This is a genomic window from Leuconostoc rapi, from assembly GCF_016908715.1.
Taxonomy (GTDB): domain Bacteria; phylum Bacillota; class Bacilli; order Lactobacillales; family Lactobacillaceae; genus Leuconostoc; species Leuconostoc rapi.
Window position 1 is genome coordinate 1 of sequence record NZ_JAFBEK010000009.1, and the last position, 24,538, is coordinate 24,538.

General features: G+C 38.4%; 25 protein-coding genes and 3 pseudogenes. 9 read left to right on the top strand and 19 right to left on the bottom strand.

The features are described from left to right. The coding region (locus JOD28_RS09915) for an IS3 family transposase (RefSeq protein WP_204770357.1) at window positions 1–113 on the top strand (113 nt) is incomplete at its 5' end. Window positions 114–152: 39 nt separating this feature from the next. Here the strand turns inward: JOD28_RS09915 and JOD28_RS08045 are convergent. The 4 genes and pseudogenes from JOD28_RS08045 to JOD28_RS08060 all read right to left on the bottom strand — a co-directional run bounded on the left by JOD28_RS08045 (window position 153) and on the right by JOD28_RS08060 (window position 2,075). Next, on the bottom strand, window positions 153–797 hold the full coding sequence (locus JOD28_RS08045) for a hypothetical protein (RefSeq protein WP_204770312.1): 645 nt from the start codon (window positions 795–797) through the stop codon (window positions 153–155). Window positions 798–953: 156 nt separating this feature from the next. Then, window positions 954–1,163, bottom strand: a pseudogene (locus JOD28_RS08050) (integrase core domain-containing protein); the annotation flags it as partial. Then, window positions 1,150–1,818: an IS3 family transposase gene (locus tag JOD28_RS08055; protein WP_259650406.1), complete on the bottom strand. Its 669-nt coding sequence runs from the start codon at window positions 1,816–1,818 to the stop codon at window positions 1,150–1,152. The gene JOD28_RS08055 and the pseudogene JOD28_RS08050, both read right to left, overlap by 14 nt. Then, entirely contained in the window at window positions 1,815–2,075 is a 261-nt protein-coding gene (locus JOD28_RS08060) for a transposase (protein WP_204770314.1), read from the bottom strand. The genes JOD28_RS08055 and JOD28_RS08060 overlap by 4 nt, the downstream gene beginning before the upstream one ends. Window positions 2,076–2,140: 65 nt before the next feature. Here JOD28_RS08060 and JOD28_RS08065 point away from each other — a divergent pair, with 65 nt between their 5' ends. Both JOD28_RS08065 and JOD28_RS08070 read left to right on the top strand, forming a co-directional pair. Next, window positions 2,141–2,377 (top strand): transposase, encoded by a 237-nt coding sequence (locus JOD28_RS08065; protein WP_204770315.1) that lies wholly within the window; start codon window positions 2,141–2,143, stop codon window positions 2,375–2,377. 31 nt (window positions 2,378–2,408) lie between these two features. Continuing rightward, window positions 2,409–3,263 (top strand): annotated as a pseudogene (locus JOD28_RS08070) (IS3 family transposase); the annotation flags it as partial. Window positions 3,264–3,313: 50 nt separating this feature from the next. On the opposite strand, the pseudogene JOD28_RS08075 reads toward JOD28_RS08070, so the two are convergent. The 10 genes and pseudogenes from JOD28_RS08075 to JOD28_RS08120 form a co-directional block, all read right to left on the bottom strand. Continuing rightward, a pseudogene (locus tag JOD28_RS08075) lies at window positions 3,314–3,799 on the bottom strand (response regulator transcription factor); the annotation flags it as partial. 293 nt (window positions 3,800–4,092) lie between these two features. After that, window positions 4,093–5,049 (bottom strand): ABC transporter permease, encoded by a 957-nt coding sequence (locus tag JOD28_RS08080; protein ID WP_013103354.1) that lies wholly within the window; start codon window positions 5,047–5,049, stop codon window positions 4,093–4,095. Window positions 5,050–5,051: 2 nt separating this feature from the next. Continuing rightward, complete coding sequence (locus JOD28_RS08085; protein WP_204770318.1) at window positions 5,052–6,188, bottom strand: ABC transporter permease; 1,137 nt, start codon at window positions 6,186–6,188, stop codon at window positions 5,052–5,054. Beyond that, on the bottom strand, window positions 6,185–7,744 hold the full coding sequence (locus tag JOD28_RS08090; RefSeq protein WP_204770319.1) for an ABC transporter ATP-binding protein: 1,560 nt from the start codon (window positions 7,742–7,744) through the stop codon (window positions 6,185–6,187). The genes JOD28_RS08085 and JOD28_RS08090 overlap by 4 nt, the downstream gene beginning before the upstream one ends. Window positions 7,745–7,963: 219 nt before the next feature. Then, window positions 7,964–9,310, bottom strand: coding sequence for an MFS transporter (locus JOD28_RS08095; RefSeq protein ID WP_204770320.1), 1,347 nt, complete (start codon window positions 9,308–9,310; stop codon window positions 7,964–7,966). 310 nt (window positions 9,311–9,620) lie between these two features. Then, window positions 9,621–10,433: an IS3 family transposase gene (locus tag JOD28_RS08100; RefSeq protein ID WP_204770358.1), complete on the bottom strand. Its 813-nt coding sequence runs from the start codon at window positions 10,431–10,433 to the stop codon at window positions 9,621–9,623. A gap of 14 nt (window positions 10,434–10,447) precedes the next feature. Further along, complete coding sequence (locus JOD28_RS08105; RefSeq protein WP_204770321.1) at window positions 10,448–10,717, bottom strand: transposase; 270 nt, start codon at window positions 10,715–10,717, stop codon at window positions 10,448–10,450. Next, window positions 10,692–10,985, bottom strand: coding sequence for a flavodoxin domain-containing protein (locus tag JOD28_RS08110; protein ID WP_204770322.1), 294 nt, complete (start codon window positions 10,983–10,985; stop codon window positions 10,692–10,694). Before JOD28_RS08110 ends, JOD28_RS08105 begins: the two co-directional genes overlap by 26 nt. Next, entirely contained in the window at window positions 10,982–11,980 is a 999-nt protein-coding gene (locus JOD28_RS08115; protein WP_204770323.1) for a YqcI/YcgG family protein, read from the bottom strand. Before JOD28_RS08115 ends, JOD28_RS08110 begins: the two co-directional genes overlap by 4 nt. A 111-nt stretch (window positions 11,981–12,091) precedes the next feature. Continuing rightward, entirely contained in the window at window positions 12,092–12,643 is a 552-nt protein-coding gene (locus JOD28_RS08120; protein WP_204770324.1) for a TetR/AcrR family transcriptional regulator, read from the bottom strand. A 195-nt stretch (window positions 12,644–12,838) separates the two neighbouring features. Here JOD28_RS08120 and JOD28_RS08125 point away from each other — a divergent pair, with 195 nt between their 5' ends. Then, on the top strand, window positions 12,839–14,659 hold the full coding sequence (locus JOD28_RS08125) for an MFS transporter (RefSeq protein WP_204770325.1): 1,821 nt from the start codon (window positions 12,839–12,841) through the stop codon (window positions 14,657–14,659). A gap of 70 nt (window positions 14,660–14,729) precedes the next feature. Here the strand turns inward: JOD28_RS08125 and JOD28_RS08130 are convergent, their stop codons facing one another. Both JOD28_RS08130 and JOD28_RS08135 read right to left on the bottom strand, forming a co-directional pair. Continuing rightward, the gene (locus JOD28_RS08130; protein ID WP_204770326.1) at window positions 14,730–15,023 is read right to left on the bottom strand and encodes a hypothetical protein; all 294 of its coding nucleotides are present in this window, start codon (window positions 15,021–15,023) and stop codon (window positions 14,730–14,732) included. Between the two features lie 160 nt (window positions 15,024–15,183). Then, window positions 15,184–16,542 (bottom strand): MFS transporter, encoded by a 1,359-nt coding sequence (locus JOD28_RS08135; RefSeq protein WP_204770327.1) that lies wholly within the window; start codon window positions 16,540–16,542, stop codon window positions 15,184–15,186. Window positions 16,543–16,765: 223 nt separating this feature from the next. On the opposite strand from JOD28_RS08135, the gene JOD28_RS08140 reads away from it, so the two are divergent. Next, complete coding sequence (locus tag JOD28_RS08140) at window positions 16,766–17,620, top strand: NAD(P)H-binding protein (protein ID WP_204770328.1); 855 nt, start codon at window positions 16,766–16,768, stop codon at window positions 17,618–17,620. Window positions 17,621–17,709: 89 nt separating this feature from the next. Then, entirely contained in the window at window positions 17,710–18,123 is a 414-nt protein-coding gene (locus JOD28_RS08145) for an Rrf2 family transcriptional regulator (protein ID WP_204770329.1), read from the top strand. A gap of 80 nt (window positions 18,124–18,203) precedes the next feature. Here JOD28_RS08145 and JOD28_RS08150 read toward each other — a convergent pair whose 3' ends face one another. Continuing rightward, complete coding sequence (locus JOD28_RS08150; protein WP_204770330.1) at window positions 18,204–18,698, bottom strand: folate family ECF transporter S component; 495 nt, start codon at window positions 18,696–18,698, stop codon at window positions 18,204–18,206. Window positions 18,699–18,803: 105 nt separating this feature from the next. Between JOD28_RS08150 and JOD28_RS08155 the strand changes: the two genes are divergently transcribed. The 3 genes from JOD28_RS08155 to JOD28_RS08165 all read left to right on the top strand — a co-directional run bounded on the left by JOD28_RS08155 (window position 18,804) and on the right by JOD28_RS08165 (window position 21,644). Beyond that, window positions 18,804–19,403 (top strand): TetR/AcrR family transcriptional regulator, encoded by a 600-nt coding sequence (locus tag JOD28_RS08155; protein WP_204770331.1) that lies wholly within the window; start codon window positions 18,804–18,806, stop codon window positions 19,401–19,403. A 134-nt stretch (window positions 19,404–19,537) separates the two neighbouring features. Further along, window positions 19,538–20,941, top strand: coding sequence for a TrkH family potassium uptake protein (locus tag JOD28_RS08160; RefSeq protein ID WP_204770332.1), 1,404 nt, complete (start codon window positions 19,538–19,540; stop codon window positions 20,939–20,941). A gap of 40 nt (window positions 20,942–20,981) precedes the next feature. Then, a complete protein-coding gene (locus JOD28_RS08165) occupies window positions 20,982–21,644 on the top strand; it encodes a potassium channel family protein (protein WP_013103341.1) in 663 nt (220 codons plus the stop codon). A 50-nt stretch (window positions 21,645–21,694) separates the two neighbouring features. Here JOD28_RS08165 and dld read toward each other — a convergent pair whose 3' ends face one another. Together dld and JOD28_RS08175 are read right to left on the bottom strand one after the other, a co-directional pair. Beyond that, a complete protein-coding gene (gene dld, locus JOD28_RS08170; RefSeq protein ID WP_204770333.1) occupies window positions 21,695–23,380 on the bottom strand; it encodes a D-lactate dehydrogenase in 1,686 nt (561 codons plus the stop codon). A gap of 188 nt (window positions 23,381–23,568) precedes the next feature. Next, entirely contained in the window at window positions 23,569–24,525 is a 957-nt protein-coding gene (locus JOD28_RS08175) for a D-ribose ABC transporter substrate-binding protein (protein WP_204770334.1), read from the bottom strand. Between the last annotated feature and the right edge of the window lie 13 nt (window positions 24,526–24,538).

A 24,538-nucleotide genomic window follows, 5' to 3' on the forward strand; every position in this document is an offset into this window, starting at 1 on the left:
ATCAATTCCGCTTTGCCTCGCTAGCACATTTAATTTTGGCTGTTTCAAATTATTTAGATTGGTACAATGACGAACGCATCAGTGTCGTGCATCGCGACAAGCAAGCCGCTTAACTGAACAGCCCTAGAGAAAAAACAGTCCGAACTATTGACTTAGGAGCAATTAACGTTCTCATCAATTATGTTCACAATTTCTTGATTGATTACTTTAACTTTATTTTCAGCATCTTCAATTTTTGGATTAATATTCTGTAGATACTTTTCTTTTTCATCTATAATAGCGTCTACTTTGTTAATACTATTTTTTGTCTTTTCGTTAAATTCTGTTCTTTTTCTATTATTACTGATTACATCACGGATTTTTGGATAAAAGAATATAGCTATCACAATGGATAAACTTAAAGTAATGAATAAATATGAACTCATATTTCTATTTATTGAATCTATATCATTCGTCCCCATACTCAGAAACATCAGTAAAGACTTACCTAAAAGGAAATGTCCTAAATAGACAAAAGCAAATAATAAAATTAACTGGGTATAAATTTTATAATGTGCTTCTCTACCGAAATACTTAAATTTATTTGCTATATATTTTGATTTTAAAAATTCTTTCTTACGGTGATTGTAGTATTCAACATCGTTAGCATATTTTTCTCTAGTTTTATACAACTTTCTAATAAAACGTAAATTTTTATCTATTTTTTCCTGATATAGAATAGAATTTTCCTTATTGATTTTGTGTATAGTACGCAGCTTGATTAAAAGGTCTATTTTTTTGATTATTATATTTTCCATATATATCTCCATAGAAATTCAATAATATTAATTATACTCTTTATTGGACTATTGGACTATAGTCAATTTTTGGCACAGGCTCTATAATTAAACTTAAGGCGCAAACGCTATGTGGATCTACGTCAATAAATCGGACACGCATGCTACTTTTATTTGCTATTGTTGTTCAAAGGCCACTGGGGTTAAATACCCAATCGCACCATGAATACGTTGACGATTATACCAACCTTTAATGTATTGGAATAATTGCATTTTGGCTTGTTTAGCCGTCTGATAACTACTCACATAAACTTCTTCTTTCTTAAGCGTGGCATGAAATGACCCAATCCCGGCATTGTCGTAGGGTGTCCCTTTACGACTGTACGAATTGGATCAATCCCAACTCATGTAATTTGTTTTCAAAAGCAAAACTTGTATATTGACTCCCTAAATCGGTATGCACAATAATCGGTTCCCCTTTAATCTGGCGATTCAATGTCGCGTTATTCAGCGCTTTAATCACCAGATTAGCATCCATTTTAGTGGCATACGCGTAACCAATAATGCGTCGACTCCAAAGATCCATGACACTGGCTAAGTAAGTCCAACCTTCTTTAATGGTATAAACATAGGTCATATCAGCTAACCATTTTTGATTCATACTTGTCGTCTTGAAGTCTTGATTCAATAGATTGGAGCGGTCGAAAACAACCTCATGATTGCTTGCCGGACGATATTTTTTAACGGTAATTGATCGCCAACCATGTGCAGCCATAATCCGCTGCACGCGTTTAATACCAACGGTTAAATCGTAGTCTTGTTTGAGTAGAAATTGAATTTTAGGTGCACCATAGATACCGTTAGCGTCATGATAAAGTTGATCAATCGCTTGCGTGATGGATTGTGTTTCAATCCTGCGTTGCGAAGGGGTAGCACTAACTAAACTGTCGAAAGTTGACCGTGCAATACCTAACAAGGTTGTCGATAATTTGACTTCAAACCCGCCATCTTGAATGAATTGGACTAAATCGGACGTTTTTATTTGTCGATTCTTCCGAAGATGGCTAAGGCTTTTTTTAAGATATCAACCTCTGATTCAGCTTTCAAGGCACGTTTCTCAAGCCTTTTGATATCGTCGTCTGTATAGGATTTTGAGGGGGCAGTGTGACTTTTATTGGTCCATTTGTAAATCGTTGCGACAGACACACCATAATCTTTGGCCAATTGACTAGCAGACGTGCCAGCATGATAAAGATCAATGATTGATTGTTGAAATTCAGGGGTAAATTTTTGCGTCATGGGTTATTCTCCTACGTCTATTATATCGTAGTAGAAACCGTGTCCATGTTTTTAGACTAACACCAATGTCTAAAAAATACGATAACGATTTCAAACAAATGATTATTGCACTGGCGCAATCAGATCATCACACCCTCGCTTCAATTTCACAAGATTATGGGGTCAGTACGGCAACCATCTCAAACTGGCTGGCCGCAGATAGAACCGACACCATACAAAATCTGTCACCAAAAGACATCCTGGCCATGCAACATGACATGGCTGAATTGCGCGCGGATAATGATATCTTAAAAAAGCTTTGACCCTCTTGTCGAAAAGAAAGTAGTTAGCAAAAATGAGTTGGTCAAGCTAATTAATGACGCTAACTTACCCGTGTCTCGGGCCAGTCGTGTACTGAATATCCCTCGGCGTACGGTTTACAATGATCGGGACAAAGTGCCGACAAAGCATGAACAAACAAATGACTGGCTTAAAACTGAAATTCAACGTGTTTTTCAGGCTGCCAAAAAACGTTATGGAGTCATCAAAATCACCCGTCAAATTAACACCGTTCATCACATGAACTTCAGTGACCGTCGTGTCAGTGGGTTAATGAAAACTTTGGGCATTCAATCCAACATCATCAAGAAATGGCGCGCGACGCAACCTAGCATAGGACGTCAAAACCGACCTAACCTTGTGAATCAGAATTTCAAGACTGATACCCTAAATCACATTTGGACAACTGATATGACCTATATTCACACGGTGCATGATGGTTGGACCTATCTGGCATCAGTCATGGATTTGCATTCACGTGCGATTATTGGTTGGGCCTATGGCAGTAAGATGACCACTGAATTAACATTACAGGCATTAAAAAAGGCACTGAACAATCGCCCAGCCCCAGTTATTTTGCATACAGATCAAGGATCACAGTTCTTATCTCAAAGCTATGAAGAGACCCTAACAGCATTAAACATCCGGCATTCCTATAGCCGACCTGATGTGCCATACGATAATGCCGTCATCGAATCATTTCATGCGACGTTGAAAAAAGAGTTAGTACATCATGAGCATTATCGCAACTTAACGGCAGCTAAGTTGTCGTTGTTTGAATACATTGAAAGCTGGTATAATCGTCGTCGTATGCATGGGTCGCTTAATTATTTAGCACCCATGACATTTGAAACACAGTTGCGTGCGTAAACACTTTAAACTAAATTAGAGTCGTTGTGCCAAATATCGTTGGTAATCCAATATTCTCTACTGGTTAATCTAACTATCTGACCATTTATAAGTACTTGTTTTTCTTCCAAATAAAATGTAACCGGACCACTATCTCTACGAATGTTATTGAACTCATCAGTAGCTTTTTTCTTTCTTTCTTCGCGTTTTAAATGAGCTTCAACCTTTGCTGTAAGTTGTTTCAAACTAAACGGTTTGACCATATAATCATCTCCACCGACATTCAAACCGTTTATAATATCTTCTTCAGAATCTTTAGCACTCACAAACATTATGGGTGTCGAAATTTGATTACGGATCGCATGACAAATATCTGTTCCCTCTATATTAGGCATCATAATATCCAACAAAATAAGATCAAATCCTTGAAAATCAGTTAAGCGCAATGGAACAGAAACTTTATTCATAATATCAACTCGATAATTTTTCATTTCTAATGCGGTTTTCATTAGTTTTAATATTTCTAAGTCATCATCAACAATTAAAATTTTATACATGTAACCACCTCAACTAATTATACAGGTAAGACACGCAATGAACATACCACGTTCTGTTCTCGTAAGATCACATTTCTTATTCTCTGTTCAAATACCTATTATGATACATCTGAAATTTCAGAATTCATTCAGAAATTAAGGGAAAAACAGATTATTAATTAACATCGTATACTTCGCTGAATCAAACTAAAAAAATAAGGCACGATAGTTTTGATTCACAAATCAAAATCATCATGCCTTATTGCAATTTTTTTGTTAAAAAATATAACGTCTTTTAACTCACATACCAACAACTAAGCTGCCTTAATATAATTCACACCATCAGCCTTAGGCGCCCGTGTCTTACCAAAGAAGAATACAAGCACGATAATTGTGAAGACATACGGTGCAATTTGTAGCCATATAGATGGTATATTGTTCAATCCTGGTAATTGTGCACCAACCACTGCTAATGATTGTGACAATCCGAAGAAAAGTGAAGCAAATAGCGCCCCGATAGGATTCCAACGACCAAATATCATGGCCGCCATCGCCATAAATCCTTGTCCGACAATGGTACTAGCAGAATAGTTCAAGGAAATCGATTGTGCGACAACGGCACCACCAACACCACCCAGTAGACCAGAAATCATCACACCTGAATAACGTAACCGTGCCACGCTTAATCCAAGTGTGTCAGCTGCTTGCGGGTTTTCACCAACTGATCTTAGACGTAAACCAAATTTTGTTTTAAAAATGATATACCATGAAATAACTGCAACAAATATTGCCAACCATGCTGGTCCAGAAGTCTTTTCAAAAAATAATTGTCCTAAGAAAGGAATTTTTGACAAACCAGGTACAGATGTATAACCAAAATCCTGTGCAATTGGTGCCGTTTGGCCTTTACCATAAAGTACTTTGATTAAGAAGACACCCAATGCTGGTGCCATTAAGTTAATCACTGTACCCGAAATAATATGATCGGCACGTAATGTGACTGTCGCAACTGCGTGCAGTAATGAAAACAATAATCCGACAACCGCACCGGCTAGTAATCCTAACCAAGGTGTTGCAGCGCCTAAAGTATCTGCAAATGTTAAGTTAAAAACAACTGATGCGAAAGCACCGATGCCCATGATGCCTTCCAAACCAACGTTAACAACGCCAGAACGTTCCGAAAAAGTACCCCCGATTGATGTAAAAATTAACGGTGCAGAATAGACTAATGTACTAGAAATAATAAGTGCTAACATCGCCATTAATGACATATTTATTCACCGTCCTTCTGATTACTGTCGTTTGCCGAACCAATAGCGACTTGTTTTTTAGCTTTAGTTGTTTGTGCGGCTTTTTCATCCATGGCTTTGATACGTGCTTGCATAAGCTTAATCAAATAGCTGGCACCCACAAAGAAAATAATCGACGCAGTCACAATATCAACTAATTCAAATGGTACCCCAGAAGACATTGGCATGCCTAAACCACCAATTTTTAGCACTGATAAAATCACCGCAGCGCCAAGAATACCGAGATAAGATCCGCCACCTAATAGCGCAACGGCCATACCATCAAATCCAATGGAAGGTGACCCATTTTGAGTGAAGAAATTCAAATAGTTGCCTAGCCCTTCAATTGTGCCGGCTAAACCAGCCAAACCACCAGAAATAGCCATGGCAACAACGGCATTGCGTTTAGCTGACATACCTGCGTACTTTGCTGCATCCGGGTTCAAGCCAACCGCACGGATTTCAAAACCAAGTGTCGTTTTTGTCATGATAAACCACACCACAACGATCATCATTAATGAAATGAAAATACCCGCCGAAATACTAGAACCTTGGGTTAAATCAGTTAACCATTTCATTTGCAAAGAAGCATTGGCGCCCACTTGTTTTGTGGTCTCTGCAGACTCTTTAATGCCTTTAGACATCGTGTTTTGTAAAATGTTATTACCTAAGAATAGTAAAATATAATTCATCATAATGGTGACGATCACTTCACTGGCACCAAATTGTGCCCGTAACCAACCTGGAATGGCACCTGCTAAGGCACCTAATCCTGCACCTATAATCAGCGCGCTGGGAATCATGAGATAAGCTGGCATATTTGGGAAACTAAGGCTATACCAAATTGCACCAACCCAGCCAGCCAAGGCTTGACCAGATAACCCGATATTAAAGAAGCCAGCTGTTTGAGCCACTGTGAAACCCAAAGCTGTTAAAATTAATGGCGTCATTTGCGTCAAAACACCACCAACATCTTGCATTGATCCAAAAGCTGAACCAAGTAGTGCCATATAACCCGCAATCGGATTATAACCAAATACCAACATAATAACGGCACCAATAATAAGACCAAAAAGAACTGAAAATAGGGCAATTGAAAGCGAATTTTTTTGTGTTGTCATGAGGCGTTCACCGTTTCTTTAAGTGCTGCGCGTGCATCTGTCAAACTCATTCCTGTCATTAACAACCCTAATTCTTGTTTATTTGTATCTTTTGCATTAACAATGCCAACAATTTGACCGGCATTAATCACAGCAATACGATCTGATAAGTTCAATATTTCATCTAACTCAAAGCTGACAACCAAGACTGCCTTGCCGGCATTTCGTTGCGCAATAAGACGTTGATGTATATATTCAACAGCGCCAACATCTAATCCACGTGTGGGTTGGGCAGCAATGATAAGGTCATTATCACGATTGAGTTCACGTGCAATCACTGCTTTTTGCTGATTACCACCAGACATTGAGCCCGCAGTCACTTGGATACCAGCTGAACGCACATCAAATTCTTTAACTAACTTTTGAGCTAAGTTATCCATTTCAGCTGGTTGTAGCACCCCAGCTTTTGACAGTGGTGTTTTGTAGTATGTTTGCAATGCTAAGTTTTCAGATAAAGTCATATCGACTTCCATGCCAAAACGTAAGCGATCTTCTGGGATATGCCCAACACCCGTTTCAGTAATTTGACGTGGTGTTTTATTCGTCATATCTTTACCATGTAACAGTACCGCCCCGGATTGCACTTTCGTTAGTCCAGTAATTCCTTGGATTAATTCTGTTTGCCCATTACCATCAATTCCGGCAATACCGATGATCTCACCCGCTTGAACGTCTAAGGAGAAATCTTTGACAGCCGCAACACCACGGGCATTTTGAACTTCAATCTTATCTATTTTAAGAATGGTTTTACCAACTTCAGCTGTATCTTTAACCGTTTTAAAATGTACCTCACGACCGACCATCAAGTCAGCTAATTCCTGAGACGATACACCTGCCACTGGGAAGGTCTCAATTGACTTACCGGCACGAATGACCGTCACCGTATCCGCAGCAGCACGAATTTCATCGAGTTTATGTGTAATTAGAATAATTGATTTGCCTTCTTTGGCTAAATTGTGGAAAATTGTGATTAACTCATCGATTTCCTGTGGTGTCAACACAGCTGTTGGTTCATCAAATATCAAAATATCAGCGCCACGATATAGTGTTTTTAGGATCTCAACACGCTGTTGTTGACCAACTGAAATATCTGAAATTTTAGCATAAGGGTCGACTTGTAACCCATACTGTTCAGATAATTGTTTGATCTTTTGTGCTGCTGTTTTAGTATCCAAAGTCAAACCCTTAGTAATTTCTGACCCTAACATAATATTTTCTGTTACGGTAAAGGCATCAATCAACATGAAGTGTTGATGCACCATACCAATCCCGAGTGCATCAGATTTTGATGGTGAATCAACCGTCACTTTTTTGCCATTAATCAGGATTTCTCCTGATGTTGGCTGAAGCAAACCTGTTAGAATATTCATTAATGTTGATTTTCCCGCACCGTTCTCACCAAGTAACGCGTGAATTTCACCTTGTTGGACTTGTAGGTTAATGTCATCATTGGCTGCAAAATCACCAAATTTTTTGATAATATGTTGCATTTCAATGACTGGTGTTGATTCGGTCATTATATTTTACCAAAGCGTGAACTATGCTGTAATTCACGCAATTCTACTTTCTAAAATATTTTTAAAAATGCCACGAACACACATTGTTCGTGGCATTTCCGTTAAAGAATATTATATCATGTTTGCTACAATCTAATTGTTTCAATTAATTTACTGGACAATTGTTGGGGTTGTTGAAATTTTTAACAACAGCCCACTAGATAAATCTGTTTATTTTATTCAGTTTTGACGCTGTAATCGCATACTGGCAAACACTAAAATACTAGTGATCACAATTAAAACCAACCTGAGAACATTCAAATAATATATATTATTGACATTAACTACATTTAACATACCAATGGCCAATGCTGTACCAATGGCAGCTGCATAGTTGTTCCCTATATTAAATAATGCGTTTCCGGTACTTTGAAGATTTTCTGGAAGTCGACTAACCGACTCAGTCATATTAGTACTAAACCAAAAGCCAGCACCAAACTGATACAGCGTTATAGATAATACAATGGTCCACAACGTTGTATTAAATAGCAGTCCCATAACAGTCCCAGTGAGTAATAAAAATGTACCTATCATTATGGGTAATTGCATGCCAAAACGGTCATACAAAATGCCGCCGATATAGGACATTACCGCATTACCAATTGCACCTGGGAGGACAATTAATCCCGAAAATGTCGCAGTCCTTTCTGTTAAGGTTTGTATCAGTAAAGGTGTTGTTGCAATATAAGTTAATAATACTAATTGTGCCCCGAATGCTGCAATAAAGCCTAATGTAAAAATGTTTTGTCGGAAGACATCAATATTAATAATTGGCGTTTTGATTACACGCTGATGCCAATAATAAAAACCTCCAGAAAGAGAAAATAGCACTATAAAAATAATATTATACAATGTAACGCCTGATGAAATTAAGCGTTCAATACCAACCAAACCTGTAATAAAGAATACTACTAAAATAAACCAACCACGTGCATCAAAAAAAGGACGCGTAGTACTAACTACTTGTTTAATCGTTAAACTACCAACTATCAGCGCAATAACTTGTAGAGGCAAAACAAGCCAAAATACAGCATGCCAAGACCAATGATCATTGAGCCAACCACTCAGTGCTGGACCTAAAACGGGCGCAAAAGAAATTAATAGTCCGCCCAATCCCATCATTGCGCCTCTTTTAGCAAGTGGCACCTGCTGGAAAATCACGCTAAACATTAAAGTTATCCCCAATCCACCGCCTAGCCCTTGAAAAAGGCGCCCGATTAAAATTAGACCAAATTGTGTGGCAACAGCATCTAAAATAACACCAATCATAGAAATGATGCTAATAATGAAAAATTGTTGCTTAATCGTAATACGTTGCGTCAGCCACGGCCCCATCAATGTCGTAATTGTCGCCGTAATCATGACACCACTGCTTAACCATTGAACCGTACTTAAATTTTTGTGGAAATCGTTTGCAATGTTATGGAACGAGACGTTTAGAGCGGTTCCTAAAAAAATGTCAACAAATCCTTGTATGCCTATTGCCAAAATTGCTAGTAATAGGACAGGCGAGACTTTTTTATCCATTGATTTCACCTTCCTTGTTAATAAGTGCCTGAGCAAGTGACTTTATTTTTTTTAAGTCATCTTCCTCGTTAGGAAATAGATCAATGATAACACCTGGACTTGCAATGACAGCCCCTGCTTGTCGGAGCTGTTCTTCAAATAATAAAACTGCTTTTCCAAAATCATCTCCGTAGAATTCTTCACCAGATCCTGCAACACCGACAATTTTTCCAGAAAAATCATAGTCTACAATATCTTCATAGAAATCTAAACCCTCTTCTGGTGCTCCTAAGTCAATAGTTCGGACTCTTTTTTCTCTAGGGCCGTTCGGTTAAGCGACTTGCATTTTGCGATGGACCACACTGATACGTTCGTCATTGTACCAGTCTAAATAGTTTGAAACAGCTAAAATTAAATGTGCCAGCGAGGCAAAGCGGAATTGATAAATCATTTCTCGCTTTAAAAGTGAGTGAAAACTTTCAATTTTAGCATTGTCATAAGGATGCCCTAATTTTGAATAAGAATGCGCAATAGCTTGTTGTTGTAATACTTGTTCAAAGCCAAAACTGGTAAATTGACTGCCCATATCGGTGTGCAAATAATCTGGTTTAGCGTGTTGCGATAAAGCCCTTTGTAATGTTGATACCACTAACTTTGTGTCCATCGTAGCACTGATTTGATGAGCCAAAATTTTGTGGCTAGTTAGATCCAAAACGGACGCAAGATACACCCATTGCCCATCAGTTGATTTTAAATAAGTAATGTCCATACTCCAAGCATTCACTGACGTGAGATGTTTGATCAAATTTGGTCGTTGTTTGTAATCAACTGTTGTTGTTGGCTGTTTAAAGCGTTTGACCATCACAGAATAAATATCAGCTGCTTTCATTAAACGTCTAATACGCTTGATGCCATGGTGTAAATGTAAGTTAGCTAAGGCAATTTTCAAGCGTGGTGCACCATAGGCGTGGTAGTTTTTCTGCCAAATTTCAAGTAATAAATCTGTTAAAATGGTATCTTCACGTTGGCGAGTCGACTCGTGATAATGCGTCCAATCAAAATAAGTGCTTTTGGGAATCACTAATACTTTTAACACCGTGACTAACCTAAAACCTTTGCTTAAAAGAGTTTGAATGACTGGCAGATGGGTCTTACGCGTTACTTGCGATGCTCGCCTAGCAAAACGGCCGCTACTTTTAGGATATCATTTTCTTCTTTGAGACGATTATTTTCCTTTTGTAAGGCATTGAATTGCGCGCGAGTCACTGGTTGACCCTGATCATCAATGCCAATGACTTCAGCTTTTTTAACCCAACCCGTGACGGTTTGGACAGCTAAGTGGTATTCATTGGCCAATGAATTAGCCGAACGACCTTGGTTGTACAAGGTCACAATTGACGATTTAAATTCTGGGGTATATTTTTTCATAAAAGCTCCTATACGATATTATCTCGGATTCTGCCCTAGAAAGAAAGTAGTCCGGAATTTCAGTATAGGAGCATGGTAAACCGCCTAAATCGTAAGTGTATGGCGCAATTACGATAATATCAGATGCTAGTATATCACTCACCTCTGTTTGTGATATTTCTGTTTTCTTTACTACAATTTTAGCATTACGTAAATGATCAACAATAATATCCGCTATTGCCTCCGTATTGCCTGTAATAGTAGAAAAAACAACACTTGCAGTCGTCATATTACTTTCTCCTCGAATGCCCCTAGCACGTCTATTAAAGTACTAACATGAGTAATACTTTCCTCACTATTTTCATCAAGCACCACCGAATGTACATGAGCACGCATTAATTTTTGGGAACTTACTATTAACACATCATGATCGAATTCAGGGACTTTACTAATATTTATTAGTTCTACTTTTTTGTACTCCAGAAGCACACTAACATCGTTTTTTAGTTGACTATCCGTCAGTAATTGTTCGTCAATATAAATTGGTAACCCAGATAGACTTTGATATTTCCATGGTTCAAATGAAGGATCTTCGGTTCTATCTCCAACGTAGTAAGATAACTTCATTGGAAATGGTTTCTCCGACTCCCCAATAACAGGTCCTAGTCCTGGATGAACTGGCATTTTATCAAAGCGTTCTGCTAATAATCTGACGGCCTTTTGGCCCTTAGCTTTTTTAACATTACTATGTTCAAAATACGCATCAGACATACTTAATGGCTGTGTAATCAATGCAGCAAAGACGCCTATTTTACGTGAATTTCGATGTTGGTAGGCTTCGCTACTAAAGTTCACAAACCAAGTTTCTCCTAAGAATTCAAACGCAAAATCATCATTCTCTGGATTGAATGGTTGATTTGGCTCATACTTCTTTTTCATTTCCGTAAGAGTTTGCCATGTTAAAAAGCGACGTTGATTTATTGACATACGTGGCGAAATAGGTTGAAAAATAATCATTAGACCAGCTATTCCTGTTTTCTTAACGTCCTTGACAGTGTCCTTTATATTTTCCAAATATGATACCATGTCTAATTTCAGTTCATCTATTCTGTATGGGAAATCCAAAAATGAAAAGAAATGCGTATTTTTTCGATACCCACTGACGCCAAAAACGCAAGGAAATCCTTGCGTTTCCAAACTTTTCCGAACCGCATTTAATGCGTCAACTTGCCATTTTTCAGACGGTATTTGTCCCTGATGCACTGCTTCTAAACTTACTAACATATTCTCTCCTTCAATCGACTCTTAATTTTAAAATCAATAGTATCAAAAAAAATACCGAACTTTAATATTTAATAAATAATATTTTAATCATTTTTCTCATTTTACCTTCAATCATCCCCTAGCTGAATTCATAGCATTCAACAACATACGTGACAACTCTGGCACACTAACATTTTCTCTATCACATGCTAACCATTGACTCAACACATTCCAGAATCCGCCAATGCCATATCTTATTGCATACACAATATCTTGATGATTTTTTGATGCAATCTGCCATGGTGCACCAACAGTCAGATATAAATCAGGCAGCACCTTGTTGCTTGTTTCCACAATGATCGAAAATAATCCTGCTTGCTGAAAAACAGATAATTCATCAGCATACTGCGTCCAAAAGTTGAAGAAAAAAATGACCAAATCTTCGAATTTTTCTGGACGACTTTGCTTCAATTCTACAATGTATTCATTGATCAAACTGGTGATATAAGTTGTCAAGATTTCTTCTTTAGATGCATAATAGCGATAAAAAGTTCTACGAGAAATACCTGCCTGGTCACTCAATGCTGCTATGGTTATCATCCCCAGATTCTGTTCTTCTTTTAATAATGTCAGCAAGGCATCCCTAATTCTACCCTTAGTTTGTACCGCTATTCTGTTTTTCATGTTACTCTCCTTTGACTCTCGACACACATTTTGAAAAATGCGTCACTAGTTAAAATAGTATTCACATCACGTTTCATTCACTGTATTTAGCGTACACTATACACTGATGTCACACAAGTGACAAAAATTATGGCACTTATAAATTGTCAAAAAGGAGGAAATGAACAATGATATTCAAAAAGGCAGGGAGTTTTCATGAGTAAAACAGGAAAAATATTAGGTTTTTCAGGTCTGATCATAGCCATGTTTATGGGCACGCTTGATAGCACAATTGTTAACATCGCCTTACCTAAACTGATGACCGAATTTAACACTAATTTATCTGGTGCGAGTTGGGTGGCAACAATTTATGCCTTAGCACTGGCGGTATTTATGATTTCGGCGACTAAACTCGCTGACAAATTTGGTCGTAAAAAGATCATGTTATTAGGATTGGCTTTCTTTACCCTATTTTCTGCAGCTTGTATGTACGCCAACTCGTTATCTATGTTACTCGTGTTTAGATTTTTCCAAGGCATTGGCGGAGCAATTATCACCCCACTTGTTCTACCCATAGGGATTAATCTCTTAGGAAAACAAAACATCTCTAAGATTGCTGCGGTGGTGGGTGCGTTTACGGCGCTATCTGCTGCCAGTGGGCCTGCTGCCGGTGGTATCATTCTTGAATACACCTCATGGCATTGGATTTTCGGCTTAAATGTCCCAATTGGTGTGATTGCTTTCCTACTTGTACTCATCTTTACAAGGGAATCTTATGATGACACCTTAGTCGGCAAATTCGACATACTGGGTATGCTCATGTTAACACTGACCTTAGGTGGTTTGACATTTGGTCTATTAGAGGGCAGAGAATACGGCTGGACTTCAACCCTAATCTTATCCAGTTTTGGTGCCGGTATCGTTGGTCTCATCTTATTTATCTTTGTTGAACTCAAAGTGTCATCCCCTATCGTTGAATTCAATCTGTTTCGTGAGAAAACATTCACAGCTTCAAGCATTGTCTATTTGATCACTGGTTTTGCTTTAGTTGTCCCAAGTGTGATTTTTAATTATTATTTACAAAACGTTTTAAACTATACTGCGCTGCATGCCGCATTAACAATTATCCCAGTATCTCTGGTAATCGTTGTCGCCATGCCATTAGGTACACGATTAGCTGATAAAATTGGTGCTCATCCGGTTAATTTTGTTGGTATATTACTCATATCAGCGAGCTTTCTGACGCTATCATTAATCACCACAGATACTTCTCGAACAGTAATGATCGTATTCTTGATTATTAGTGGTGCCGGATTTGGTTTTTCCACTGTATCTTACGTATCCTCAGTTAAGCATTTACCACAAGCAAAAACCGGTACCGGATCTGGCATTGCTAATTCTGCACGTCAAATTGGTATGTGTTTAGGGATTGCCGTATTGGTGACCATACTCAATGCCAATGTTGCGACAGCTAAAAATGATATACGCGACACCGCGATTGCAGTTGTTAACAGTAAAAACATTTCTGACCATACGCGTCATGTCGCAACGACCGAAATTAAAACGCTCTTTTCAAAAGATGACAGTAAAAACATGGACTATGCGGCGAAACAAAAACAGCTCACGCATAAACTTAAAACGGCTGCTTCAGATCAAAGTCATCTTCCTATCCCTGCAGCAGATACAGATTATAGAAAGCTCTACGACGCCACACAAAAACTAAGTGCAGGTACAAATCAATTAACCGAAGCACTTCAAAAAACGCATCATTTGACAGCTTCAAATCCACAAGTAATGACACTCATTGGCTCGCTCATAAATGGTAGCACTACGCTCGAACAGGGTCAAAACAAAACATCAACCGCAGTTCAACTTTTAGCACAGAAAGATGAATTGCAAGACGCATTACATCAAATTAATGCACACAAAAATACACAAATGAGCCAAGCCTTTAGTAAAACCTATCTCATTTGTGCCCTGCTGTTAGTGATTTGTTCCCCTATTGCTTTATTTTCAGATAGGCGTGTGACGAATTAATCGCATGAACATGACATAAAACCCGATAACTTAGCCGTCTACGGCGTTTAAGTTATCGGGTTTTATTATTTTAAGTATGTGACTTGATATTGTTGATGATGGCATATGCCCATAAGATCACTCTTTTGCCAGTGTAAAAAGAAAATACGATGAGTAGACTATCTACGATTGCAATGACCCACCATATGTCTGATTTTAGCATGGGTAATAGGGCCAGCGCAAAAATAATGGCTGTCATTAAAAAGACCAAAGAAACGAGCCACACAATCACAGATAACCAAAATTTAAAGCTAAAAGGTTTTTTATCATCCACATCAAATAGCTCATCAGCAAATATGACAATCATTCCCAATAAATCAATCACGTTAACTCAATCCACCTATTTTTCTTAATTTTACCTTGTTTCTATATTGATATTAATATCGTTTTTTTAGGAAAAGGCCCGCCCTGCCAGATGAGGCACATGTATTGAACGATCATAATCGTTAAATACCCATAAGAATCTTGATACAATTTAATCTCTTTTAAACGCGCTTAACTTGAAGTTTTCTAGAAAAGTAAACAGCAAACAATCCAAAAATCAGTATGGCCAAAACCACTGATAACCAAGAAAAATGCTGCAAACCATTAACAGCACCATACTTTGCTTGTAAAAGCGCACCCACAGTTGTGCCCAGTGCACCCATAAACATTTGTAAGGTCTGTACAATAGCCATGGCATCAGCTTTTTCAAGTGGATCTTCATCGACAATAACAGCAGTTTGTGCGCTTGTATATGCCATGTTGCGACCAATAATAAACAAAATGTAAAGGGTAATAATGAGCGGTAGCGATAATCTCGGAATCCAGAGCGTCATCATAATGATGATTACTGTAAAAATAGCATTTCCCAAGTACAGAGGTAATTTGGCACCCTTTAGATCGTATAATCGACCAAAAATTGGTGCCAAGAGTGCACCAATTAATGCACCTGGCAATAATGAAAATCCTGCCCAAAAACTGGAAACATGTAAAAAATACTGCAAATACGTTGGAATAATGAGATTTAAACCAAGTAAAATGAACATGTAAAAAGCAATAGGTATCAATAACGCGATGAATTTTGGATGTGTAAATAACTTGAGATTTAGAAAATTAGCCTTGGAAGTGGTCCCCCGCAGTACAAACAGAATGAGTGTGACGACTGCTATCATGAACCATGTCCAATCAACCTTGCCACTTTCTAATTTATTGACTAACAGTAGCGAACTTGTTAAAAATATGGCCAATGATAAAAAGGCTAACACATCAAATGAGCCTTGTACTTCATGCCGCTCTATTGCAAAAACTGTTTTCCAACCTAAAATCAAAGATATTGTTGGCGCAATGAGTAAAATAAAAAAGATTGATCGCCAGCCAAATGTATCAGCCAAAGCACCACCATATGTTGGTCCGAATGAAGGGGCTAAGCTAATTATCATCGAGGCGATGCCCATCCAAGCGCCAATTTTAGCAGCTGGTACTGTTGCCACAACAATATTAAAGACTAATGGCATAGCAATACCAGCAGCAATGCCTTCTAATACGCGCCCTAAAATTAAGAACGTCAAATTGGATGACAGCCCACAGATTAATGTCCCAATTACGAAGAAGATAATACTGGCAAGCCAAAGATGACGGCTGCTATAGCGTTTAATAAGATACGAACTGGTTGTTATCATGACCGTCACAGCAAGTAGATAAGCAGTGGTCACCCATTGAATAGCATTCAGATTAGTATGAAATTCATGCGACAAAGCGGGAAACGTCACATTCATTGCAGTTTCCGCCATGATTCCCGAGAATGCCACAAGGGCCACTGCCACAATATTTAAAGTTATTTTTAACGATGTGTTTTCTTTCATAACATGAACTCCTTGATACCCAAAATAAAAACTGATCTCCCATATTTGGTCGTTCAGCTTTGATACACGCTATATGCCTTATTTAATCTACTATCAACTATAGATGAATTGTTGGCTAAAAGTCAATAAAAAATAAACCACGCATCATTTTACAACTTGTTGTTTTATAAACAACAAGTTGTGCTATAATACTTGTATAGAAAACAGAAAAGGAAAAACCACTATGAAATATGCAATTACCGCTGCAACAGGTCACTTTGGCCAATTAGCTTACCATTATTTACAAGAATTAGTCGACGTTCAAGATATTGTCGTCATTGCTAGAAACTTAGAAAAGGCACAGGAATTATTTGCCGGTGCTGATGTCCGCCAAGCAGATTACGACGATACCGACGCAATGACACGCGCCCTAGCTGGTGTCGATCGCGTCTTGTTTATTTCTTCTCAACCAGGTGGCCCAGTACCACGTGAGACACAACATCAACATGTCGTTGATGCTTTGGTAGCTAACAACGTATCCTTTGTAGCCTACACAAGTTTCATTCATGCAGATCAATCAGTTAGTGCCCTAGCAAGTGACCACTTAGCAACTGAAAAAGCCTTATCAAAATCGGGTCTTTCATATTCACTACTCAGAAATAATTGGTATCTTGAAAATGAGATGGGCTTTATCACTACAGGTGCTAACCAACATGCCACATCTTATTGGGCAACTGGTCGTGCCGGCTGGGCTTTGGAACGTGAATATGCGGAAGCTGCTGCTAAAGTGCTTGTCAGTGATGCGCCAAAAACTGTTTACGAATTCTCTGGGTCTATCAATGATTATGAGTCATTGGGCTTAGCTTTAACGCAAGCGACAGGAGAACAAATTACAGTAACAAAAGAAACGCGAGATGACTATATTGCCACATTGGAAAAAAGCGATTTGTCTCATGACTTAGCTGCTTTGTTTGCCTCTTTCCAATCACCAATTGACGAAGGCTCATTAGATGTCCCTTCAAATGACTTACCTGATGTTTTAGGTCGAGATTTAACACCATTACCTGAAGCACTCAAAGAAATTCTAGCACGCAGCTAAAGTTATCAGTGGGCATCATTATTTAGATGCCTTTTTTGTTTCTTGAATTATGCTATAATGCTTGAATAACCAACTGATAGGATAGGAATATGGGACTTTCATATAAATTAAGTGATGCGATACACATTTTAGCTTACATTGAAATATTAAAGCATCAGGATTTATCCAGTAAATCGATTGCAGCTAGCATTGGTGCAAACGCTAGTGTTGTACGTAATTTAATGCTTGATCTCAGATCGGCCAATCTACTCACAACGCATCAAGGTGTCGCTACACCACAACTAGCCAAATCACCGGATGATATTAGCATTTATGATGTTTATTGCGCTATTAATATGCCACATACCCTACTCAACATTGACCCCAAAACAAACCCAAACTGTTTAGTGGGTGGCCATATTCAAGAAACATTAAACCAATTTTATGGTGACATTGAATCCGCTGCGTATAACCAAATGAAAACCATCTCACTAGCTCGCGTGATTCAAGACATTCTAAAATAAAAACTGCAGAAACTCAGGGTTATTGTTGACAATAACCTTAGAGCTTCTGCAGTTTTTAGTTGTGTATTACAATACCGCTACTATCGTTGTTTTTTTAAGTTAATAATAGCCGTGTGTTTCAATAATACATAAGTAACTATCGTTTGCACAATAAGGCTAGCAATCATTTTAAATATTCTTGTTGTCAATAACAACTCATAATTTAAATGGTAAACATAGGCAATTAAGCTCGTGTTCAACAAAAAACTAATACCTACGACAACAACAATATTAACCATAAAAATACGAAGTAGAGATGGATGGTACAATAAACCGTACGTTGCTCCTGCCAAGGCCGCTGGTATAACAAACCAGAATGAAAAAGCACCACTACCCATAATCGTAAAAGTCAGCAAATTAGCTAAAACGGCAGCCAACATCGTTAGTTTGACGCCATATAGGTAGCCAGCTAACACTAAAGCGATAAAACCAAAATTCACAGCAGCAAATGCAGGCCCAACACTAAGTTTTCCAAGTATGATGTTGATTGCAATTAACATTGCAACCCCTGTTACTTTTTGAATCGATAAATTCATGAAGTCAAACCCTCTTTCTTTAAAATGACGCTTGTGTCATTTCATAAAATGAATTATACTACATAATGACATCTGTGTCATATTAAATTTAGAAAGCGTGTGTGTATGAATAGAAATGTTTCCAACAAACGAAGTGAAACAAAAAGAGCAGCAATTTTAATTGGCGCTCAAAAAGTTTTTTCAGAAAAAGGCTTTCTGAATGTGACCATGCAAGATATTATTGATGCCTGCGGCATTAGTCGTGGTGGTATTTATCTATATTTTCATACAACTGATGATATTTTTTTTGCAACGATAACACAGCGTTCTGTGCGCCAATTTGATGATATTCGTAAAGCTGTTATCAATGAACCACTTTTCGATGACCTACTCAGCGACTACCTCAGTGAACATAAAAGTCGACTAATCAATCATATACAGGGTGCCCCATCGCTACTCCGCGCCATGTATGAGTATTCTTTTACTCATCATGATGCTCGTGATACGAGTTTAAAACAAAAACAAATGAATGCCACAAAGGCAACAGTGAGATCCATTTTAGATCTTGGTGTCAAACAACATAAAATAACAAATCACAATACAAAAACACTTGCTGATAGCTTCATGCTGCTCATTGAAGGTATGAGTATCATGGCATTGACTGGTACACTAAAAGAGCAGCAAATTGACGATCAATTTCAAATGTTTATGCATCAACTCACTTGATATTCGAGATTTAAATTGACATACTATGTGCCGTGAGATCAATCAACAGTTCTATACCGTGTATAATGAAATAAAGCATGTTAAAATGGTTAAATCCTCACTTTTGATATAAAGGAAGTTAAATTACACAAAATATGTCACGGAAAATAGAACTCCCTACTGAAGCGGAGATGAAAAAATTTCATAACCAATCTCAACGACGCACATTTCTGTCACGACTCTCTATGCCACAACGTTTGACGTTAGGTTTTTTATCCGTCATTACGGTTGGCGCATTATTACTCATGCTGCCTTTTAGCTATAATGGCGACATGGGCCATTCATTCATGGATGCCCTATTCACAGCGACTTCAGCAGCCTCTGTTACGGGTTTGACAGTTGTTAATACCGCAACACATTGGACAACTTTTGGACAAATTGTGATCATGTGCCTGATTGAAATTGGTGCTTTGGGATTTATGTCATTTTCCGTCCTATTATTTACGGCAACACGCCGAAAAATGAATCTCCGCGATAAAATGATGGTACAGGAAGTTTACAGCTTAGAGAGCCTTTATGATACCAGAGCTGTCTTTGGTTATGTCATTAAATTATCAGTTATTATTCAAATTGTTGGCGCTATACTCTTAACCCCATTTTTCGTCCATGATTTTGGTATCAAACGTGGCCTATTCTATGCTGTTTTTCACGCTGTTTCAGCATTTGGTAACGCTGGTTTTTCTATTTTGCCAGCTGGTGATATGGCATATGCCAACCAGCCTTGGATTTTACTCATTATTGCCGCCCTGATTATCGCCGGCTCCTTAGGATTTCTAGTCTGGCGTGATGTCCTACTGTATCATCATTCCCATAAATTGACTTTACATTCAAAGCTCGCGCTTATGATGACTGGGGCACTCATTGTTGGCGGTTGGTTATTGTTTGAATTAACTGAAAGTAATTTAGCCATTGCATCACATTTATCTGGCTTTAATCGCATTGCCAACACTTTGTTTATGTCAATTTCTTATCGTACAGCCGGTTTTTCACAATTTAGTTTCAGTCAAATGGCGCCGGCTACAATCCTATTAACCATTATGATGATGTATATCGGCGGTACACCAGGGTCAACAGCTGGTGGTATCAAAACAACAACATTAGGCGTTTTACTACTCAAAACACATGCTGCTTTGCGCGGTAAAAAAGACGTTACCTTTGCACATCGTCGGCTAACCAACGAAAACATTTCACGATCACTTTTGTTGATATTTGTCTCCTTGCTTTTCTTAGGCGTTCTGTCGTTTTTACTCATGCTCACACAAGGCACTGATTCCAAATACGGGCTAGAATATATCATTTTTGAAGTGGTTAGCGCCTTCGCAACAGCTGGATTGACACTTGGGCTCACACCACACTTAAATGTTTTTGGACAATGTGTTATCATGTTAACGATGTTCATTGGTCGTGTGGGTGTCTACACCGTGATGTTCTCAATTCTAAATGTACACGCCGATCACGCACCTTATCAATACCCAGAAGAAACAGTTATTATCGGTTAACCTAATCACAACATCATACCAAACTTAGGAGAAACTCATTATGCGTCAAACATATGCTATCATTGGCCTCGGCCGTTTTGGTGGGGCACTACTTGAAACGCTCATTGCAAATGGTCAAGACGTACTTGGCATTGACATCAACGAGGAACATGTTAACGATTATCGTGATATTGCAACGCAAGTTGTCATTGCTGATGCACAAGAAGATGACGTTTTAAGAAAATTAGATATTGCCAGTTTTGATCATGTTGTAATTGCCATTGGACATAACATGCAAGCAAGCATTTTAGCAACCATCAACGCGAAAGATCTTGGTGCTAAAAATGTCATTGCCAAAGCAGAAAATCGCACCCACTTACGTGTTCTCACAAAAATCGGCGCCGACCTAGTTGTTCAACCTGAACGTGAAATGGGAGAACGTATCGGGCGTAAATTATTAGCGCCAAATATGCTCAATTTTATTGAGCTGTCCGACGATTATTCCATGGCAGAAGTACAAATTGTCAATCCAGCTTTTGCTGGGAAAACGATTTCGGAACTTAATATCCATAAAAAATTTGGATTAAACGTGATTGCCGTACGTCATGACGGCGAAGTCATCGTAGCACCTGATTCAAAATATGAAATACACAACAAAGACATCTTATCTGTCGTTGGTCCAAAAGACATGGTTGATGATTTTGATCAAATGACAAATAAATAAGTCAATAAAAAATACCAAAAATGTATATTAACATTTTTGGTATTTTTTTATTAATAATTACCCCAATACTTTTCCATAGTTGTTAAACCAATACCAGGATTGAAACTATTGGTTGGATCATTACGCTTGTAGTGGCTCACTAACGTTGAGGCAGCATGGTACAAGTGCCCAACGTTATGTTCAGCGGGATAAATTGCCCCACGCTTGTCAAGTAACTTCAACATTTCTAACTTGAGTTCGTGTGGATCAACGCCCGGCTTCAAAATATAGTCTTGGTGCATAACGTGATCAAGAAAATGGCCATAATATAACTTATGTTCAATCTTATCTTCAATTTCCTTTGGCAAGTGTTCAAACCAATCAAACTCATTACGCGGTAAAGCAATGTCTAATGGTAAAATATCCAACTTCTTATTTTGAAAAACTTCTTGGTAACGAATAGCGACACCAGCTGTCACATAACGATGCGTAGCAGCTCTATCTGCTTCTGAAGGTGTGCATTCTAGGTAATCACCAGATGCTGTTTTGAAAAATTCTTTCAGATACTGACGTGCTTCATCAATGCCTTCGCCAACCATTTTCAACTGCAAATAATGTTCATATTTTTCATTGTATTCTTCGATGCGTTTTGGCAACTGATTAGGAAATACTTGTCCCAAGTGTTGCAACACACGATCGGGGAAATAGGGCTTAAAGGTCGGAATGTGAGCTAATATTCGTTCTGCTGTTGACTTCATGCCAAACAAATAAGGCAACATATTAGTGCCAATTGTATCAATGACCAAAAGCGAATCTTTCCCATACTTTTTGGCCAAATCGTAGGCTTCTTTATGCATATATTCGCCGGATACAGGGAGATTTTTAAATTCAGATAAAATGTGCCGACGTAGGTTTTCTAATACGCCAGGATCATTCGTGCCGATATAAAATACTTGTGATGCGCCCTCTTTTGGAAAGGTATCTAATCGGACAGCGAATGCTGCCAACTTACCCGACGAACCTGAAACTTCGTATAGTTCATTGGGGTCAGCGTTGTACCGTGTTGGTGTGTGCGATCCAATATTACGGACACGAGCCTCGTAATCGCGATTATGACCCACTCGTTTGCCGTCTTGTTTAACATGATCAATATCAAAGTTACGGTTTTCGAGATTATTAATCATCTCTTCTGGTGTATTACCCAAATCAATTCCGAGATGGTTGACCAGATGTAATTCATCATTGGCATCAATTTGAGCAAATAGTGATAACTCTGTATATGCTGGGCCGCGCTGAATCAAAGCGCCACCTGAATTGTTGTTAATACCACCAATCACTGATGCGCCTAAATTAGACGAACCAATAACAGAATGTGGTTCACGGTTAATTGCTTTTAGTGCGTTTTCCAGTTTAAATAGTGTTGTTCCTGGAAAAGCAAGGGCCTCTTGACCTTTATTGATCAATTGGACACCCTTGATTCGTGTGCCGTTAACCACAACACACTCACGATCATATCCTGGCGCTGGAATTGAACCTTCTGTTAAACTCGTGTTAGAAGCCTGCATAATAATAATAATATTATGGGCATGGAGCACTTTCAATACCTGCCATAATTCCATCAAATTGCCTGGTAGAACAACTGCTAATGCATCCCCGCGGCCACTCCTATAACCTTTGCGATAACGCAATGATTTTGCGGCTGAGGTGATGATATGGTTGTTACCAACAATCTCTGTCAATTCTTGAACAGTAGTCATAATAAGCCCCCAAAAATTTATATCTTGAAAATATCCAAAATATATTATATTTACACTATACCACTTTGGATTTAAAAATGTATATTTTAATAGACTTAGGGCACTTTTATGACATTAAATGCAATTTTATATCGTGTTTTTATCATTTTGTGAATTAAAATACATAACGTTTAACGACCACACACAACCTATTTGTATTTGTCTGCTACCACTAATTCTAATGGTGACTTAATATTTTTTGCCACCTTTTGTCCTTGAAAATGATCATATGCTGCACGAACGGCTAATTTACCCATTTCTTTCGGTTTTTGAGCAACCGTGGCAGCCATTTGTCCTTTTTTGACAGAACTCATACCATCTTCCGATCCATCAAATCCAACAATAATAACATCTTCGTTAGATTTTAGAGCTTGAACCGCACCTAATGCCATTTCATCATTTTGCGAGAAGAGGCCTTTGATATCGGGGTGTGCTTGTGCGATATTCTCGGAGGTATTGAGCCCAGCCGTGCGGTCAAAGTTCGCCGATTGCTTGGTCACAATATCTAAGTGTCCCTTTGCTGTCTGATCAAATCCAGCCCCACGCTCACGCGTTGCAGAGGCACCTGGTGTACCTTGTAATTCAGCAATTTTGGCATTTTGACCTAATGTTTTAATCATAAAATCAGCCGCCATTTTACCACCTTCTCGAGAATCTGATGCGACTAGACTGAGTACCTTCCCGCCGTCAGACGAGCGGTCAATAGTGATAACGGGAATTCCTGCCTCATTAGCTGATTTGACTTCAGGCGTAATTGCAGAAGAATCCACGGGATTAATAATTAACACATCAACCTTTTTTTGAATCAAATCCTCAACATCATTGCTTTGCTTGTTTGTATTATTTTGACCATCGTAAACTTGTACTTTTGACCCTGATGCTTTTGCCGTTTCATTAACGCCATCCTTTATTGAAATAAAAAACGGATTATTCAGGGTTGACAGTGAGACGCCGATTGTCAACTCACTTGGCTTTTTATGTTGCACTACAGTATTACTCTGGAAAGGATTGCTAATCGAAAAAATTGGCCGTCCTGACGTGACAAAGAAAATACCGTAAACGAATACTGCAACGAGGACAATACTACCAATAATTTTTTTAGTCATTTTAATTACCGCC

Bases quoted from the DNA above. Each gene is read 5' to 3' on its own strand.
- JOD28_RS08155 (WP_204770331.1), top strand. From the start codon at position 18,804: ATGAATAGAAATGTTTCCAACAAACGAAGTGAAACAAAAAGAGCAGCA.
- JOD28_RS08150 (WP_204770330.1), bottom strand. From the start codon at position 18,698: ATGAATTTATCGATTCAAAAAGTAACAGGGGTTGCAATGTTAATTGCA.
- JOD28_RS08165 (WP_013103341.1), top strand. From the start codon at position 20,982: ATGCGTCAAACATATGCTATCATTGGCCTCGGCCGTTTTGGTGGGGCA.
- JOD28_RS08120 (WP_204770324.1), bottom strand. From the start codon at position 12,643: ATGAAAAACAGAATAGCGGTACAAACTAAGGGTAGAATTAGGGATGCC.
- JOD28_RS08095 (WP_204770320.1), bottom strand. From the start codon at position 9,310: ATGGATAAAAAAGTCTCGCCTGTCCTATTACTAGCAATTTTGGCAATA.
- JOD28_RS08045 (WP_204770312.1), bottom strand. From the start codon at position 797: ATGGAAAATATAATAATCAAAAAAATAGACCTTTTAATCAAGCTGCGT.
- JOD28_RS08140 (WP_204770328.1), top strand. From the start codon at position 16,766: ATGAAATATGCAATTACCGCTGCAACAGGTCACTTTGGCCAATTAGCT.
- JOD28_RS08110 (WP_204770322.1), bottom strand. From the start codon at position 10,985: ATGACGACTGCAAGTGTTGTTTTTTCTACTATTACAGGCAATACGGAG.
- JOD28_RS08115 (WP_204770323.1), bottom strand. From the start codon at position 11,980: ATGTTAGTAAGTTTAGAAGCAGTGCATCAGGGACAAATACCGTCTGAA.
- JOD28_RS08060 (WP_204770314.1), bottom strand. From the start codon at position 2,075: ATGACGCAAAAATTTACCCCTGAATTTCAACAATCAATCATTGATCTT.
- JOD28_RS08085 (WP_204770318.1), bottom strand. From the start codon at position 6,188: ATGACAACACAAAAAAATTCGCTTTCAATTGCCCTATTTTCAGTTCTT.
- JOD28_RS08090 (WP_204770319.1), bottom strand. From the start codon at position 7,744: ATGACCGAATCAACACCAGTCATTGAAATGCAACATATTATCAAAAAA.
- JOD28_RS08145 (WP_204770329.1), top strand. From the start codon at position 17,710: ATGGGACTTTCATATAAATTAAGTGATGCGATACACATTTTAGCTTAC.
- JOD28_RS08160 (WP_204770332.1), top strand. From the start codon at position 19,538: ATGTCACGGAAAATAGAACTCCCTACTGAAGCGGAGATGAAAAAATTT.
- JOD28_RS08135 (WP_204770327.1), bottom strand. From the start codon at position 16,542: ATGAAAGAAAACACATCGTTAAAAATAACTTTAAATATTGTGGCAGTG.
- JOD28_RS08175 (WP_204770334.1), bottom strand. From the start codon at position 24,525: ATGACTAAAAAAATTATTGGTAGTATTGTCCTCGTTGCAGTATTCGTT.
- JOD28_RS08080 (WP_013103354.1), bottom strand. From the start codon at position 5,049: ATGTCATTAATGGCGATGTTAGCACTTATTATTTCTAGTACATTAGTC.
- JOD28_RS08105 (WP_204770321.1), bottom strand. From the start codon at position 10,717: ATGAAAAAATATACCCCAGAATTTAAATCGTCAATTGTGACCTTGTAC.
- JOD28_RS08125 (WP_204770325.1), top strand. From the start codon at position 12,839: ATGAGTAAAACAGGAAAAATATTAGGTTTTTCAGGTCTGATCATAGCC.
- JOD28_RS08065 (WP_204770315.1), top strand. From the start codon at position 2,141: ATGTCTAAAAAATACGATAACGATTTCAAACAAATGATTATTGCACTG.
- dld (WP_204770333.1), bottom strand. From the start codon at position 23,380: ATGACTACTGTTCAAGAATTGACAGAGATTGTTGGTAACAACCATATC.